The sequence below is a fragment of the Campylobacter gracilis genome, assembly GCF_018374135.1.
Taxonomy (GTDB): domain Bacteria; phylum Campylobacterota; class Campylobacteria; order Campylobacterales; family Campylobacteraceae; genus Campylobacter_B; species Campylobacter_B gracilis_A.
In genome coordinates, this window is the sequence record NZ_JAHAFS010000006.1 from 1 (window position 1) to 15,994 (window position 15,994).

A 15,994-nucleotide genomic window follows, 5' to 3' on the forward strand; every position below is an offset into this window, starting at 1 on the left:
TACCGAATAAAAAGGCCCGTAAAAACGCCTCGCTCTTTTTACGATTAGTAGCGGCTCACTCGGTTTCGAATCGTTCATTGGAATTCCTTGATTTTCAAAATTTAATAAATAAATATTTTTAATATTAATGCAAAAAGTCCCAAATAAATGCAAAAATAGGCGATAAATGATATTACGCAATAAAATACACCCACAAATTTGTGTGCAAAACCTAAATTTTCTTTGGTTTCTTTCATAGATTCAATCAATACATTAAAATCAAAAAAATGCTTTATATAATTACCCTTTACATAAACGCTATTGAGCAGAATCACGCCAAGTAGCAGAAATATAAACCAGCCTCTAGCTAGGTCATGACAAATACCCATTTGCCCTCCGTTTATATAAAATATTTAGGCGAATTTTAACTTCGCTATGCTTACGCAGCGTTTAAATTTAATCTCGCTGTGGTTACGCTAAATTTTAAAATTTCAAGCTCGCCGTTTTAAAGACCTGCCATCTATGTTAGCGCACGTAGGCGGGCGCATGCAAGAAATAGCTTCGAACGCAGTTTTATCACGGGTATCCGTCCATACCTAGCCGCGCCAAAGCCCCAAAATCCATGCGATTGCTAATTTTGCTATCGAGCCGCACCGAACTGCAGCCAAACTCGCGCGGCGAAAATCTAAATTTACGCTATAATCTTGCAAAGCGGAGCGTAGAACTCCTGCTGCGCGTGTGCGACGAAATTAAACAGGAGCCCGCAAATTCGGGTTTCTTAGCTTTCACATGGCTGCGGCGTAACGCTAAATTTAACGGAGGGAGCATGGATAAAGAGCGGTATATTTTTGAGAAATTTAGATCGAAGCTTAACGGCGATGATTGCGCCGTAATCGGCGAGCGGGCATATTGCAAGGACCTTTTCGTCGAGGGCGTGCACTTTCGCCGCGGCTGGCTGAGCCTGCGCGAGATCGGCGCAAAGGCGATGCTCGTAAATATCTCGGATATGATCGCGACGAATGCGCGCGCCAAATACGCCCTGCTGGGGCTTGCACTGCCGCGCGAGATCGGCACGCGCGAGATCGACGAGCTGTGCGCGGGCGTGAGCGAGACGGCGCGCGAGTGGGGCATACGGATCATCGGCGGCGACACGATCGGCTCGGATCGTATCGCGCTTAGCGTGAGCCTGATCGGCAAATGCAAGCACCCCGTGTTTCGCAGCGGCGCGCGCGTGGGCGATCTCATCGCGCATACGGGCGAGCTAGGCAGCGTCGGGCGCGATCTGGCGGTGCTTTTAAGAGATGAAATTTCGCCCGCTAGCTCGCAGACGCGAAACCGAAACGATAAAATTTCGTCGGTGCAAAGCTCAAGCACCGCGCCGCAGGGTCTAAACGCCGAGGCTTCGGCTGCACAAAATCCTGGCGATGAGGTGCGAAGCCCGGACGATAAAATTTTACCTGCGCATGCTAAGTTACAGAGCCTGGGCGCTGAAACTTCGGCAATGCAAATTTTGGACCTTGAGCCGCAAAGTCTGGACGATAAAATTTTACCTGCGTATGTCAAACCGCAGAGCCTGAACGCCGAAATTTCGGCGCAAAATTCCGTGTCACGAAGCGGAGAGGATCGCAAGAGCCCTATGTCGCAAAGCCTCGCATGCAAAAATTCTACGTCGCAAAGCTCTGCAGGCGAAAATCCTGTGCCGGGTAGCGGCTCATATCGCTTGCGCGAGGATCTGCGCGCAAAAATTTCAAAGAATTCGCGCTTCGTCAGGCCTGTTTTGCGCGATAAGTTTTTTTACAAGGCGGCGAAGCTCATCAGCGCGGCGATGGACATTAGCGATGGGCTCGCACAGGACTTGCCCCGCCTGCTGGAGGCTAGCGGCGTGGGTGCGCGCTGGATCGCTCGCCCTAGCGAGGCTGCGCTGCAAAGCGGCGAGGAGTACGAGATTTTGTTCAGCTTCGCGCCGAAGTTTTTGCCTAAAATCTACGCGATTGCCGCTAAGGCGGGCGTTTCGATCAATATCATCGCCGAGGTTTGCCCGCGCACGCCGCAAAGTTCGATGGAATTTCGTGGCAGCTCGCACCACTTCGCGTCTTGAAATTTTGCCGCGACCGCTTTAAATTTTAAGGCACGGGATTTGAATTTCAATCTGAAACGGCATGCAAAGCGAGTAAATTTTACTTAGCAAGTGAGCTACGGCGTGCTTTATACCAAAGAATTCGCGGTTTTTGGCATTTGCCGAATGGGTGAGAGATGGATGCGGCTCGCAAGGGTGCTTCGGCCAGCGGGCATGAGCCTTAACTAGGTAAATTCCATATCCAAAATGTTCGGCGGTTCAAGCCTGGCGTTTAATTTAATCCACAACTGCAAGCCGAATTTTAATATGTCCAATTTAAATATCCGCGCAAACGGCGTACATCGCGGCTCCGTCGTTTGCCACAGCGTAGAGGCGCCCGCCGCTAGCGAGCATGATCTGATCCGAGCCGAATTGAAACTTGTCGAATTCCACCTCTTTTAAGATCGAGCCGCCCTCAGCGCTAATCAAAACCGGCTTGCCGCGGCGATCTGCGAGTAAAATTTTATCCTCGTACCACGCAAAATGCTCGGTGCCGCCGGTATCAAGCTTAAAGATCACCTCGCCGCTTGCCGCGTCTACGGCGTATAGGTGCCCGCCCTTACCGTCACGCCGTGTCCGCGAAACTCCACGCCCTGCATCGTAAGAGGATATGATTTTAGCATTTCGGCTCCTTAAAATTTGAAGTGATTATAGCTTAAATTTAGGCGCGAATTTTAAAATTTTGTATGCGCGTTGAAATTTTACGGCGCGCGGCATGGAATTTCAAATTTTGCGGAGCCACGGAATTTTGAATTTCACAAAATGCCGTAATTTTTAAAAAATTTCACGAAATTTTGCGGAGTCGTAGAAATTTGCTGAGGCGCGGAATTTTATAGAGCCGAGGAATTTGGAATTTGAAATTTCGCCCCTTCACGTAGCCTACACGCAAGCTCGCTATCATACCGCTACATAATTTACAAAGGAAGCCGTATGAGGGAGATCGTAAAAAAATTTGTCGCAGGCGACGCGGATATTATATTCGCTAGACTTTCCGTTATCGTCGTGCTTGCCGTGATGGGCAACTACAAGTGGTTTGAGTTTGAGGTGGAGGCTTTAAAGCCGCTCTTTTCGCAGACGTGGCTTTCGTTTTTGCCCTCAGCGCTCGGGGACGCCGGCGCGAGCTATTTTTTGGGCGTGGTGGAGACCGTGGGCTATCTCTCGCTCATCGCAGGCTTTTTCAAGCCGAAGGCGGGTATCGTGGGCGATCTCATCGTGATCGTCATGGCGCTTACTACGCTCAGTCTACTGCCGCAGCTAGGCAAGATCGACGGCTTTATCTTTAAAGACCTTTTCTTGCTAGGCCTTGGCTTGGTGCTGCTAAAATACGACCTGGCGCGCCTTTGCCGCGGAGAAAAAAGCTGCGATTGAGCCGTCAAAACATACTGGCGTCGGTTCCGACGCAATACTAAATGATCGCGCACGGCGAGCTTGAGGCTTTTGATTTGAAGCCTGCTTTGCCGGCGGGGTGCGTGCTTGAGCTTGCTTGCGTAGCGCCGTTTAAAATACGGCCGCGCGCTAAAATTTTATGACGCGCGGTTGAAATTTATCGAGCTGCGGTAATTAAATTTTGCCAACGCTCAAACCAAAATTTATAAAATTTAAATCGATCCATCAGATTGTGCCACAAATTAAACCACGTTAAATTTGACGGCGAAAGCTTAATCCTAAGCTCAAAGCATTAGATTTAGATCCAGCCGAATTCGCATTTGATTAAGCGAAACGAAAAGCGCAAAGTTATATCATTTCTTAAAAATTCTGCAATTTTTTCGAAAGGATGAGATATGAAGCACTTTTCACTCTCAAAGGCCGTTTTTATGGCGGCGAGTTTGGCTCTGCTCGGGCTAACGGTTGCGAATGCGCAGGAGAAATTTTCCCCCGTTATCGTCATTCACGGCGGCACTAGCGGGCTTGATCTAACCAAGGAGGAATTTAAAATCCGCGAGGAGCCGATGAAAAAAGCGCTTTTGGCGGGTCAAGCCGTGCTTGAACGGGGCGGCAGCGCGATGGATGCCGTAACGGCGGCCATTATGGTGCTTGAGGACGATCCGAATTTCAACGCGGGCAAGGGCGCGGTCTTTACAGCCGACGGATTTAACGAACTCGACGCCTCGATAATGGACGGCTCGACCAAAAAAGCGGGCGCGGTCGCGATGGCACGGCATATCAAAAACCCTATCCTAGGCGCCAGGCTCGTGATGGATAAGACGTGGCATACGCTAGTCGCCGGCGAGGGAGCCGACAAGCTCGCTAAAGAAAACGGCCTAGAGATGGTCGATCAGAAGTATTTTTTCACGCAGTTTAGATACGACGCGTTACAAAAAGCCAAAGAGAAGCAAAAGTTGCTACTTGATAGCGAAAAGGCGAAAAAGACGTCGTTAAATTTACACGAGCGTCCGTATCTTGGCACCGTAGGCGCGATCGCGCTGGACAAAAACGGCAACCTAGCTGCAGCAACCAGCACGGGCGGCATGACAAATAAAATGACCGGCCGCATCGGCGATAGCCCGATAATAGGCTCTGGAACCTACGCCGACAACGACTCGGTGGCGGTTTCATGCACCGGCACGGGCGACATCTACATGCGCGTAAACGCCGCGCACGAGGTCTCAGCTCTGTATAAATACAAAACCTCCGACGTGCAAAAGGCCGCTGAAGAAGCGGTAAAAGAGGTCAAAGCACTCGGTGGCAGCGGCGGCATCATCTCGATCGACAAGCACGGACACACGGGCTTTGCGTGGACGAAAGACAAGCTCGGAATGTATCACGGCGAAGCAAGACTCGGAGCTAAACCGATCGTTTATTGGCCGCTAGGAGACAAATAAGCGTATTTAGCCCCTTTACGGGGCTAAATTTAAATCAAATAGCGAGGATAAATACGCTTTTATCGCACGTCTATCGAATTTGGCGCTTTCATCAATCGAGCGCTTCGGCGAGAATAAATTCGGTCAAATTTTAATTTCAACACCTCGGCAAAGCGCAAATTTCTATTTATTTAAAATTTTAAACCTAACATATATATCGCCATCTTTTTTCTTGTATTCAAATTAGCCAAAACAATAAATTTTTATGCTTCGATAAGCCCATAAAGAGATTAAATTCTATCCTTTTGTAAATTTAAGCTTTGAGGTTTAAATTTAGGCCGCTGGGCGGCTTCGCCGCAAATTTTATCCTCGCTCAATTTCGCGCCAAAAAGCGCGCATCGACAGCAGCCCGCATAGATACGAGCGCCGCTCCGTCTAATTCGCGCCAAAAAGCGCGCGAGCTAGGCGGCGAAATTCGGCTCTGTAAATTGAATTTTACCAAAATCCATATTTCTTGATACCAAAGCGCTCAAATTTCAGGTAGAATATCGCCACATAAAATCAAGGCGGTAAAATGAGAAAATTTATAGTCGTTCGCGGACACGCGGGCTCAGGTAAAACGACTTTCGCAAAAGAGAAAATTAAAGAATTTAAAAACGAATATCCGCAGGCGCAAATTTATCATCTGGAAAACGATATGTTCTTAACCGATGAGGCAGGAGTTTATACTTGGTCGCCGAAGCTTTTGGAGGACGCGAAGCGCAAGGTCGCCTGCGAGATAAAGCAGGCGTATAAATTTGCCCTGGAAAACAAGACCAAAGACGTTCTTATCGTGCTTAGCAACGTGAGTGCGCGCACCAAAGAGCTGCTAAGCCTAAAAGAGCAGGCCGCCCAAAATGGATTTATTTTCGAATGCTTTAGAATGCAAAATTTCTTCGCCTCCGAGCACGACGTCGATGAAAATACTGTGATAGCGATGTTTATCAAGGTCGCAAACAACAAAATTGAGGGTGAAATTTTGATCCCGCCCGTTAATCCTATGAGCCAAAGCGTAGCGCAAAAGATTAAAGACGCGGCGGCTCTAAACAGGCGCGATCTGCCCTTTGATGCGGCGCAAAATACCTACGTAACGAAAAAATATATCGCCGCCACGCAGGATAAAAGGCTCTGGAGTGCGCGTCAAAGCGAGCTTTATCCCGAGCTTCGCACCTACAAATACTCAAAACGCGTCTTTTTCAAAGCCGATTGGGATAAGGCGCTGCTTGAGATGCGCGGGCTCATAATGGACGATGATCTAAATATCATCGTGCGTCCGTTTAAAAAGGTCTATAACTATTCGGAATTTACCTCGCGCAAAAGCCTTTATCCTATCAATATCACAGACGATACGCCCGTGCTTGCCGTGCGAAAGGTAAACGGCTTTTTGGGGTGTTGCACCTACGTAGATGCCCACGAAAGCGGCGCGAGCTTTAACCGCCGCGTCATCTACTCCACGACGGGATCGACCGATAGTAGATTTGCACAGATGGCGCGCGAGCACTGCTGCAAATTTGAAGAGATTTTCAAACGCTATCCAAATAAAACTTTTTTATTTGAGATCACCGACGAGAGCGACCCGCACATTGTAGAAGAGGAGCTTGGAGAGACTTTTATCGGACTTATCGACGTTAAAACTGGCGCGCAAGAGGGCGAATTTGAACTGGATAAGATCGCCGCAAGTACTGACGGAGCGCTAAAAAGACCTTTTTATAAAGATGGCGAGCAGTATCTAAAAACGAGCTTTACGGAGCTAAAAAATATAGTCAAAGAGGCGAAATTCGAGGGCTTTATGGTGTATATCCCGAGCCAAAACGATTTTTGCTTTAAGATGAAAACGCCTTATTATCTCGTGAATAAATTTTTCGCTCGCAGTAAAAATGAGGCGCTTTCCGGCAAACTGGATAAAACCAAGCTTGATGAGGAATTTCACCCATTGGTCGATCACATCAAAGCAAACGAGCGAGAATTCAAATCCCTTGACGAGCAGGGCAAGCTAGGCTTTATAAAAGAATTTTTGGAAAAAATTTAACGATTACCGTGCGAATATTTAACACCGCGCAAATTTACGTAAAGCGTAAATTTAATGCAGCGATTAAAGCTTAAAGGAAAAATGATGATATTTTTTACCTCCGATTTGCATTTTTATCACGCGAACATTATGAAATACTGCCCTAAATTTAGGGCTTTTAACGACGTAAGCGAGATGAACGAAAAGCTAATAGAGCTCTGGAACGCCGTAGTGGGGCCGGAAGATACGGTTTATGATCTGGGCGATTTTGCATTTTGTAATAAATTGAAGGATCTAAAAAGCGTCGCACGTAGGCTAAACGGCTCGCATGTGCTGATTTTAGGCAACCACGATACGCTCATCAGCCAAAACAAAGAAGCGCTGCTACGCGAGCTAAAAGACGACGGAAATCCTATTTTTAGCGATATCCTGCACTACAAGGAGCTAAATTTTGACGGCGGTGCGGGCGCTATGAAGGACGGCAAAACGGGTATGAGCATCTGTATGTTTCACTATCCCGTAGAGGAGCACAACCGCGCTTCCAAAGGCTCTTTTATGCTTCACGGACACTTGCACGACCGCGCTTCCAGCCTAGAGGGGCGTATACTAAACGTAGGCTTTGACTCGCACGGCAAAATTTTAAGCCTAGATGAGATCGTGCAAATTTTAGGGCAAAAGCAAATCGCCGCAAGATATTTGTGATCCTGGCTAAACACGGACAGCCACAGCATTGATTTAAGCGTAGCTGCGAGTGCTTGGCTCGTCCTTGTTACGCGAAATTTTGTTTGCGCCGCCATAAAATTTTATAGAATTCGCACGAAAGCTTACCATTAAGCATGTGTCAGCTTAATCCGTGCCGTTACGAAGTCCATTTACGACCAAATAAAGCTTTGCTCGCCTGCTAAAATTTTATCCCTAATCTTGACAAATTTTGCTTGCATTGTTACGAATTTTGCAGGCTCTACGCACTATTATTAGGCTATGGCGGCGTAAATTCTTTACGAAATTTGAGGGAGAAATTTATCCAAAAAATTTAAGTGCAAAATTTGAGCTATGGATTTTGTGCGCGGATTTGCACCGCAAAATTTGTGTGCAGAATCGTGCTTAAAAATTCTATTTAAATTTTTGGCGCCGCATTCTGCCAAGGCGCGAAAAATTTCGAAGCTTTTAGAATTTTGGTGCGTTCTTACATAGTCTGGCGTTTAAAATTAGATGAGGACGACGTCCGCTAGCTCTAGCGCGCACGTATCGGTGCGTCGCGAAGCGAAAAAGCTCATCGTTATTGCAGAGCGTGGCTAAGCAATAGATGAGAGCGTTAAACTCATCGCTACCATCTATACTTAGCGTAAAAATCTGGCTAAACGGCGTGACATAAAAATATAGCGTGATATCTCCGCAGCGGTTGGATAAGGCGCTAAAGTGCACTTTTTCAATCGGGAATTTTGTGCCGTTTTGAGTGATTAAATTTTTATCACTCACATAAATTCCCTTGTGCACGGCATCCCAAAAGACCTACAAAAACACCATTATCATGCAAAAGCTGGCTAGCAGGATAGTTATATTAAAAACTACGCCGTATTCTGCTTTAAAACATAGCGCAAGCACGCCTAAAACGGGGATTAAGACTAGCAAAGCAGCGATTAGTTCAAGCCCGCTTCCGCGCTTTTTATACTCGCATAGGATGCATTCATCTGCGTCCAGCTGCACTTTGGGCCCGAGCGGGATGCGTACTGCGTAGCGAAAGCTAGCCTCGCGGCCATGCAGCAGCTTCTCGCTCCATGCTTCAAAGCCGCTTTTTGCCGAGATTCTTACGTGCCCTGGCGCACTAGCGTTGGCCGCGTCGCTTGCTGCCGTATCGCCCTCTGATGCTATGCCAGCCGCAGCCTCTAAGCCAGCTTGCCTAAACTTGGTTCTTTTATAGCTTACCTCATCAATATCTATCATTGTTACATCCGGTGAAATTTGTGGCTATTTTATCGAACGGCTACGTAATTTCGGATAAATTCTACGGCTCGAAATTTTATAAAATTTCATATGGCTTACGCTATGTATTTTGCAAACCGGCGGGCGAAATTTTGCGAGCGCAACCGAATTGCATGCGTAAATTCCGCCGTCAAATCATAACCTAGCGCAAATTTTTACGAACGGAATCGCTAGCTAAATTTAAACCTGCGCGGTTAAGCCTAGCAAGCCCGCCCGCTAAAATTTCGTTCGCGCAGAATTTCATTTGGGTAAAGTTAAAATTTCACCTCAAATTCCGTCCAGTCCTCATTGCTATCGCACGAAATTTTAAGCCCGAGCTCGTCGCAGTATTTTTTCACGATAAAAAGTCCGATGCCAAAACCGCCGTTACGTTCGTCAAAGCGGGTGTAAAGCTCAAAAATATGCGGCAGATTTTGTCGCGCGATGCCCGCGCCGCTGTTTTTGATGCGAAGCGAACGCTCGCGCAGGCTCACCTCGACGCAGCCGAGCTCGTCGCAATATTTTATCGCGTTGCCAAGCAGATTGTCGATGATTTTTCGCAGCTTAAACTCATCCGCGCAAAAGGCTACCGGACGCAGATCGGCGCTTAAGCTTATGCGCTTTTGCTCCGCAGAGATTCGAAAATATTCGATACGGCTTTGCAACAGCTCGCCTAAATTTACCTCTCGTCCGCTGCCGCTTTTGTTTAAGCTTAGCACGGTTAGGTCCTCAAATAGCGCGTTTATCGTATTTGCACCAGCCCTGATATTGCCTAGATATTTTTTCGGCTCGGTTTCAAAAAGCTCGATACTCATCAAAATCACGCTAAGCGGAGTCTTTATCTCGTGCGTCGTGTCGCGGATGAAGCCATTTAGAAACTCGATCTTTTCATAAAGCGGACGCAGCGAAAGGCGGATGATAAAATACGCGATTAGCAAAATAAGTGCCAAAACAAGCGCGCTCGCGGCTAAAATTTTAAGCTTCAGCGCCGCGAGCTTGCCCTCAAGCGCCTCCGTTTTGATCGCTACGTAGTACTCCGTGCCGTCCTTAGCGGTGAGATTAAACTGCTCGATCCTGCCAGATCCCTCCATATACACGCGCGGCGCGTCACCCTTCGGCTCGAAATCCCGCGCGATCTCATCGCTGCTATTCAGATCCGCCGCGTATGCCTGCATGGCGTCGAAATCGCTCTCGTTTAGGCGCCCGCCGCGAGCGAGCTTAGCCTCTAAGCCGTGTTTAAAATCCCTGATCGCAAAGGCATCGCGATCCGCGATAAAAAACTTCTCCCGCTCATAAAATATGCTGCTTACTAGCGCCAAAAACAAGACGCTAGTAAGAGTGTAGAGCAAAAAAATCGGTAAAATTTGACGCATTTTGGACACGGCGCGCTCCTAAATATATTTGTAACCGAGCTTGGAAGCGTTTATGATGTGATCTTTGCCTAAAATTTTTCGCAGTTCCGCGATATAAACGCGCAGGCTAAGCTCGCTTGGACTTTCGTCGTAGTCCCACAGCGCGGCGAAAATTTCATCTTTGCTAAGGAGCTTATCGCGATTTTTTAGAAGCAGCGCAAGAAGCCTCGCCTGCTTTTGCGGCATCGGCACGAGCCTGTCTGCATGATATAGCGCGCGCTGAGCCATATCGAAGCTAAAGCTTCCGCCGATATTTTCGCGTCCGGCGGCGTTGTGGACGAAGGTGCGCTTTAGCAGATTATCCGCGCGCAGGGCTAGCTCTTTTAACTCGAAGGGCTTTTTTAGGTAGTCGTCGCAGCCGCTTCTAAAGCCGCTTTCGACGTCTTGCAGAGTGTTTAGCGACGTCGTGAAAATACACGGTGCGCCGCGCCCGGCCTCGCGCAGCTCGCGAAGCAGCGCAAAGCCGTTGCCGCCGATGATTTTGACGTCGAAGATCCACAGATCGAAGCTCTTTTCGTATGCTAATGAAAGCGCCTCGTCGTAGCTTTTGCTGCCGCTTACCTCGTGCCCCGCGCCGCGCATATAGGTGCACATCATGTCTAGCAGCATCCCCTCGTCCTCGACGATCAAAACTCTTGCCATAGCCCGCCTCCTTGCGTAGAATTTTTGAAATTATACCCTGTGAAATTCCACGTAAAATTTAATTGCAAAATTTCGCGGCAAATTTTATCGTGGCGAAAACGACGCGTCTTGGCTCTAAGGCACGCTTCGTAAATTTAGATTGCTCGCCTAGTAATTAATTTGCGCAGCGCGCAAAGCGGCGCAAGAGGCTAAAATTTTACGATATAAAATTTTCGCGCCGCGGAATTTTAAAATTTACAGGCAAAACGCCGGGCTTTAAAATTCCGCCGCTACGAAATTTTAAAATTTCACGTCCTAAAATTTCGCCGCGCAGAATTTCAAAACCTCGCCTGCACCGATAAAATTTTCCGAAATTTCATCGGCTCGTATAAGCTTCAAAGCTAAATTTTAAAATTTCTACGCCGTGATCTGTTAAAACAAAATTCCGTGCAAATGCTGCGCGGAACTAAATAGCTTGCGCACGGACGGCTATTGCTGCGTCATAGGGCACACAGCGTCGCCAGCGTTTTGATTGCACGGCATCGCGTCCCTCGGAGGCATTGCTCGCCCTGCGCCTCCGCCCATTCCTTCAGGCGGCATATGACCGCACTCGCCGGGTGCCATCTGCGATCTGTGCGGACCGAACCCGCAAGCAGGCCTTTTAAATTTGCCGAAATTACCGCGGTCTTTAAGCTCAATATCCAGCCTATCCGCCTGCTCGACGCTTAGCTTGCCCGCCCGGGTGTTATAGTTTTTTCTAAACTCATCTAGGAATTTCTCGCGATCCTCGACGCTCATAGCATCCAGTTTCTTTTTAAATTCCGTCTTAAATCCGCGCTTAAGATCCCTTGCCTGCGCCCTTAGCTCGCCTGCGCGCTTATCGATCTCAAACGCCGCCTCGCTTAAGCTCTTGGCGTCGGCACCGGCGATCGAGGCATTGATTTGCTCGGGAGTGCTATTTTGAAAATCTGCAGCGAACAGCACGCCCGCGACTAAAACGCTTGCTAAAACAATCTTTTTCATTCTCTCTCCTTTGTGAAAATTGGTGTGATTGTAGGAAAAAGTCGTGAAGAAAAAGTTAAGTAAAGCAGCCGCGCCGTCAAACTCGGCGTCGTAAATTTAAAACTTTGATTTAAATTTAGAAAACTTTACGCCGCTGCGACAAAAACAGAGCATAATGCGCGTAAATGGAGTTAAATTTTAAAATTTAAAACGGGGGTGTTGTGTAGCGCGTAAATTTAACATAAATTGCGCTACATAGATTGTATTAAAAGCCCGCCATCCGTAAATTTAACGACAAAGTGGGCGTGTCTCGGCACTGCGAACGGTGAAATTTCGTAGCGTAAATTTAACCGCAAGGCGAGTAAATTTAGAAATTGCGGATGATTAAATTTCATCCGCAACGAAGCTTATTTTATAACGCCGCAGACCATTCTAGCGCCGCCGCCGCCGAGCGGTTTCGGATGGTCGCTGTGGTTATCGCCGCCTACGTGAACCATCAGCGAGTGCCCCTTTAGCTCATCCAAGCTTTTGATCTTCGGAGCTAGCACTGGATAGACCGCATTGCCCTCGGCATCGACGAAAAGTGCAGGCAGATCGCCCTTGTGACCGTTATCGTCCCAAGCAAACGAGTGCTTTTTTGTATCGCTCGGATCCCAGTGGCCGCCAGCTTTCATGCCTAAGCCCTTCTCGGTCGCGCCACAGTCGGCGTTTTGATGTACGTGAAAGCCGTGCACGCCGCTAGTAAGACCCTTTAAATTCGGGAAAAACGCCACGCCGTAGTTCGTCTCGACCGCTACGACCTCGCCTACGTTCATGTTGCCCTTCTCGCCTAGCTGCTCCATCGCGATGATGAGGTGCTTGCCGGTCTTAGGGTCGAAATTTTGCATATCGCCGTGCTCGTGAGCGATCAAGGCGCTTGCAACTAAAATTGATGAAATTAGAAATTTCTTCATGATAAATCCTTTAAAATGAAATGCGAGTACAATTTTATCCAAAAATACTTAAAAAATAATTTTTCTTATTTAGATAAATTTCGCTTTTTATCTAAAAGGCTTATCGCGAAGAATAAAATCAAGCTGAAAATTACGAGCAAAACGCTTAAAATCAGCGCCCGCTCGTTTTCTCCGTCATACACGGCGTTGTAGATCGCAAGGCTTAGCGTGTCGGTTTTACCCAAGATATTTCCGCCCAGCATCAGCGTAATACCCACTTCGCCAAGCCCGCGCGAGAGCGCTAAAATGAGCGCGGAGCCGAGCGTTTTAAGCGAGCTTGGAAGAATGACGAAGAGGAAAATTTGAGCTCTATTTTTGCCTAAAATTTGCGCAGCTTCGATTAGGCTCTTCGGAAAGAGCTCAAAGCTCGCACACACGGGCTTTACAAACAGCGGTAGCCCGACCAAAAATGCGGCGATTACCAATGAAGAGAAGTTAAAAACGATGTCTAAATTTAACGCAGAGCCGATAAATCCGCTCTTTCCGAAGATGTAAAGAAGCAGAAATCCCGTCGCGATTGGCGGGAATATAAGCGGAAAAATCACCAAAATTTCGACGATTTTTTTAAACTTCGATCTACTAAAGGCTAAAAAATACGCAATCGCAAGCCCTGCCGTAATCAGTAGCAAAAAGCTGCAAAACAGGGCTTTGACGCTTAAAAGCAAAGGATGCGTGATCCAAGCGATGTCGCTCATTTAAGACCGAATTTTAAAAAAATCTCTTTTGAGCGGTCCGATTTAAACTCCTCCATCACCTTTTCGCAAAGCGCCTGCTCGCCGCATGCGCTAAGCCTTGCGATACCGATGAATGCGGGGCTGTAGAGGCTCTCGTCGATATAGATTACCGAGCCGAACTCATCTTTTTTGGCGACCGCTTCGGTGCTGTTGATAAAGCCCGCCTGCACCTCGCCGTTGATGACGTATGCGACCACCTGTGGCACGCCCGCGACGGCTAAAATTTTATCTTTTACCGCATCCATCTTGGCGTTTTGTAAAAACTCGTTCGTCCTGATACCGTAAATCGCCTTTTTAGGATCTGGCATCGCGATTTTATCGAATTTTGCGATTTCCGATACGTCGTTTATTTTGATATTTTTCGGCGTTACTAAAACGAGCGTGCCGCGCCCGATACGTTCAAATTTAGTGATATTTAGATCGCTTTTTTTCAAAAACGCCTCGTCGCCCACGATGAATGAAATTTTATTCTCGCGCGATTGAATGACGAGCTGGCCGAGGTTGGCAAACGATCCCGCCACGTCCATGCCCTCTTTTTTCAAATTTTCGATCACGGCCGAGACGGGCTTTTTGTATCCGCCGCCGGCCGCGATGATCAGCTGATCCGCGCAGAACGAAACGCTTGCCGCAAGCGCCAAAATAAATGCAATTTTTTTCATGAAAATCCTTTTTTGAAATTTTAAGAATTTTACAAAATATAATCTTATTTATTAATAAATCCCGCTTTTATGCCCTTTTTTAGACTTTTCTACCTTAAAATTTAAAATTTAATATTTATATAAATTCTATCTTTCCGCTCAAATCACACACGCCCTGATTCCAAACCGCCGAGCTTACGAGCACGTCCGCGCCGGTAGCTGCAAACTCTGCGCAGTTATTTTTATTTATACCGCCCGCGGCGCAAATTTTAATCTGCGGCGCCGTTTCATCGCGCCTCAAAACGCAGGCTCTAAGCTCGCCCGGGCTCATCTTATCGCACATTATCGCATCCGGCGCGTAACCTAAGAGCTCGCTAAATTCGCCCTCGCTCGCCACTTCGATCATTATCTTTCGCTCGGGCGCGCGCTCTTTAAATTTAGCGATCTGTGCGCAAAACTCGCTAAAGCTCGCAAACGCGCGGATATGGTTTGAAAAAAACAGGACGCTGTCGTGCAGCCCTAGACGGTGCATGCTCCCGCCGCCCGCGATCAGCGCATTTACGCAAAGCTCCTTCGCAAAAGGAAAGCTCTTGCGTGTCGCACCCAGCACGCAGCACGGATTCGCCTCTCGCATCAGCGCAACCATCTCGCGCGCGTAAGTAGAAATTTTGCAGGAGTACTCAAGCACGATCTGAACGATCTTCCAAGCCTTATGGAGGCTCTCGAAGCTCCCTCGCGCGCTAAAAATTTCATCCCCCGCGCAAAATGCGCTTCCTTCGCGCGCTAGCCGCTGCGTCTCGCAGCCGAGGCGCGCCGCCACTTCGCGCGCGATTCCTCCGCCGCTAAAGATCAGATCCTGCCTCGTTACGATCGAAAGTCGCGCGGGCGCGTTTAAATCCACGAAGTCCTGCAAAAGCTCGGTCGTAAGGTCCAAAAACGCGCCGTCGCTAGCGATAAGATCGTCGATTTTACTCTGCGAAATAAACATCTCTAGCCTACGAAGTGAATTTTAGCGGGCTCAAAGCGTGAATGCGCCTTTGTGACGCGAGACGGAAAGCCCAAAGGCATAATGCAAAATGCCTCTAAATGCCCAGGCAGATCCAAAATTTCTCTTACGCGCTCCATCGCGTAAATATCGGGCGCTACGCCCAGCCACGTGGTGCCAAGCCCCAAATGGTGCGCCGCCAGCCAGAGATTTTCTGCCGCACAAGCGCAGTCGTAGCGAGCGTAGGGCTGGAATTTTAAGCCGCTTTTACGCGTGCAAACTACGATCGCAAGCGGCGCGTCTTTCGTGCAGCCACCGTAGGTGCCGACGCTGCTAAGTAGCGTAAGTGCGGTGCGATCGCGCACTACGTAAAACTCCCATGAGCGTTGGTTACCCGCGCTAGGGGCTTGCATCGCGGCTTTTAGCACGAGCTCGATCTGATCGTCGCTCGGCATTTTCTCGGTAAAGTTTCGCACGCTCGTGCGTGTAAAAATTTCATTCATCGCTGCTCCTTTAAATTAAATTTCTAAATTCCGCTTTTTGCGAGTTGTAAAAAATGGAATTTAGAAGTAAGATTGCTGCTGCCTTTGTTTGAGCCTTTCTTACACTTTACGCTTATTTAGTCGCTACGCAGCGACCGATGCGCGCTAATTTGGTTTTACTTGCCTGGGCGCGCCTCTTTTTGCATCAAAAAGCGCGCGAAAC

The 15,994-nt window shown here is 48.0% G+C and carries 17 protein-coding genes; 5 read left to right on the top strand and 12 right to left on the bottom strand.

Going from position 1 to position 15,994, the window contains the following annotated elements; translation table 11 throughout:
* Nucleotides 1–101 precede the first annotated feature (101 nt).
* Complete coding sequence (locus KH703_RS03885) at nucleotides 102–368, bottom strand: hypothetical protein (RefSeq protein ID WP_304294310.1); 267 nt, start codon at nucleotides 366–368, stop codon at nucleotides 102–104.
* Nucleotides 369–805: 437 nt separating this feature from the next.
* Here KH703_RS03885 and KH703_RS03890 point away from each other — a divergent pair, with 437 nt between their 5' ends.
* A complete protein-coding gene (locus KH703_RS03890; protein WP_304294311.1) occupies nucleotides 806–2,077 on the top strand; it encodes a thiamine-phosphate kinase in 1,272 nt (423 codons plus the stop codon).
* 294 nt (nucleotides 2,078–2,371) lie between these two features.
* Here the strand turns inward: KH703_RS03890 and KH703_RS03895 are convergent, their stop codons facing one another.
* Nucleotides 2,372–2,614 carry a hypothetical protein gene (locus tag KH703_RS03895; RefSeq protein ID WP_304294313.1) on the bottom strand — a complete coding sequence of 81 codons (243 nt, stop codon included), beginning with the start codon at nucleotides 2,612–2,614 and terminating at the stop codon, nucleotides 2,372–2,374.
* Between the two features lie 411 nt (nucleotides 2,615–3,025).
* On the opposite strand from KH703_RS03895, the gene KH703_RS03900 reads away from it, so the two are divergent.
* From KH703_RS03900 to KH703_RS03915, 4 genes are all read left to right on the top strand, one after another.
* Complete coding sequence (locus KH703_RS03900) at nucleotides 3,026–3,463, top strand: DUF417 family protein (RefSeq protein ID WP_304294315.1); 438 nt, start codon at nucleotides 3,026–3,028, stop codon at nucleotides 3,461–3,463.
* A gap of 413 nt (nucleotides 3,464–3,876) precedes the next feature.
* Entirely contained in the window at nucleotides 3,877–4,917 is a 1,041-nt protein-coding gene (locus tag KH703_RS03905; protein WP_304294317.1) for an isoaspartyl peptidase/L-asparaginase family protein, read from the top strand.
* A gap of 553 nt (nucleotides 4,918–5,470) precedes the next feature.
* Nucleotides 5,471–6,964 carry an RNA ligase gene (locus tag KH703_RS03910; RefSeq protein ID WP_304294319.1) on the top strand — a complete coding sequence of 498 codons (1,494 nt, stop codon included), beginning with the start codon at nucleotides 5,471–5,473 and terminating at the stop codon, nucleotides 6,962–6,964.
* A gap of 84 nt (nucleotides 6,965–7,048) precedes the next feature.
* Nucleotides 7,049–7,645, top strand: a complete 597-nt coding sequence (locus KH703_RS03915; RefSeq protein WP_304294321.1) for a metallophosphoesterase — start codon at nucleotides 7,049–7,051, stop codon at nucleotides 7,643–7,645.
* A 465-nt stretch (nucleotides 7,646–8,110) separates the two neighbouring features.
* Here the strand turns inward: KH703_RS03915 and KH703_RS03920 are convergent, their stop codons facing one another.
* The 10 genes from KH703_RS03920 to KH703_RS03965 all read right to left on the bottom strand — a co-directional run bounded on the left by KH703_RS03920 (nucleotide 8,111) and on the right by KH703_RS03965 (nucleotide 15,792).
* Nucleotides 8,111–8,422 (bottom strand): hypothetical protein, encoded by a 312-nt coding sequence (locus KH703_RS03920; protein WP_304294323.1) that lies wholly within the window; start codon nucleotides 8,420–8,422, stop codon nucleotides 8,111–8,113.
* 33 nt (nucleotides 8,423–8,455) lie between these two features.
* On the bottom strand, nucleotides 8,456–8,887 hold the full coding sequence (locus tag KH703_RS03925; protein ID WP_304294325.1) for a hypothetical protein: 432 nt from the start codon (nucleotides 8,885–8,887) through the stop codon (nucleotides 8,456–8,458).
* A 293-nt stretch (nucleotides 8,888–9,180) separates the two neighbouring features.
* A complete protein-coding gene (locus KH703_RS03930; protein WP_304294474.1) occupies nucleotides 9,181–10,278 on the bottom strand; it encodes a HAMP domain-containing sensor histidine kinase in 1,098 nt (365 codons plus the stop codon).
* Nucleotides 10,279–10,296: 18 nt separating this feature from the next.
* A complete protein-coding gene (locus tag KH703_RS03935; protein ID WP_304294327.1) occupies nucleotides 10,297–10,959 on the bottom strand; it encodes a response regulator transcription factor in 663 nt (220 codons plus the stop codon).
* 468 nt (nucleotides 10,960–11,427) lie between these two features.
* On the bottom strand, nucleotides 11,428–11,961 hold the full coding sequence (locus KH703_RS03940) for a DUF1104 domain-containing protein (RefSeq protein ID WP_304294329.1): 534 nt from the start codon (nucleotides 11,959–11,961) through the stop codon (nucleotides 11,428–11,430).
* Nucleotides 11,962–12,347: 386 nt separating this feature from the next.
* Entirely contained in the window at nucleotides 12,348–12,893 is a 546-nt protein-coding gene (locus KH703_RS03945) for a superoxide dismutase family protein (RefSeq protein ID WP_304294330.1), read from the bottom strand.
* A 65-nt stretch (nucleotides 12,894–12,958) separates the two neighbouring features.
* A complete protein-coding gene (locus tag KH703_RS03950; protein ID WP_304294332.1) occupies nucleotides 12,959–13,627 on the bottom strand; it encodes a molybdenum ABC transporter permease in 669 nt (222 codons plus the stop codon).
* Nucleotides 13,624–14,325, bottom strand: a complete 702-nt coding sequence (gene modA, locus KH703_RS03955; RefSeq protein WP_304294334.1) for a molybdate ABC transporter substrate-binding protein — start codon at nucleotides 14,323–14,325, stop codon at nucleotides 13,624–13,626. Before modA ends, KH703_RS03950 begins: the two co-directional genes overlap by 4 nt.
* A 115-nt stretch (nucleotides 14,326–14,440) precedes the next feature.
* Nucleotides 14,441–15,292: a ModD protein gene (modD, locus tag KH703_RS03960; RefSeq protein WP_304294335.1), complete on the bottom strand. Its 852-nt coding sequence runs from the start codon at nucleotides 15,290–15,292 to the stop codon at nucleotides 14,441–14,443.
* A gap of 2 nt (nucleotides 15,293–15,294) precedes the next feature.
* A complete protein-coding gene (locus tag KH703_RS03965) occupies nucleotides 15,295–15,792 on the bottom strand; it encodes a nitroreductase family protein (RefSeq protein ID WP_005869576.1) in 498 nt (165 codons plus the stop codon).
* Between the last annotated feature and the right edge of the window lie 202 nt (nucleotides 15,793–15,994).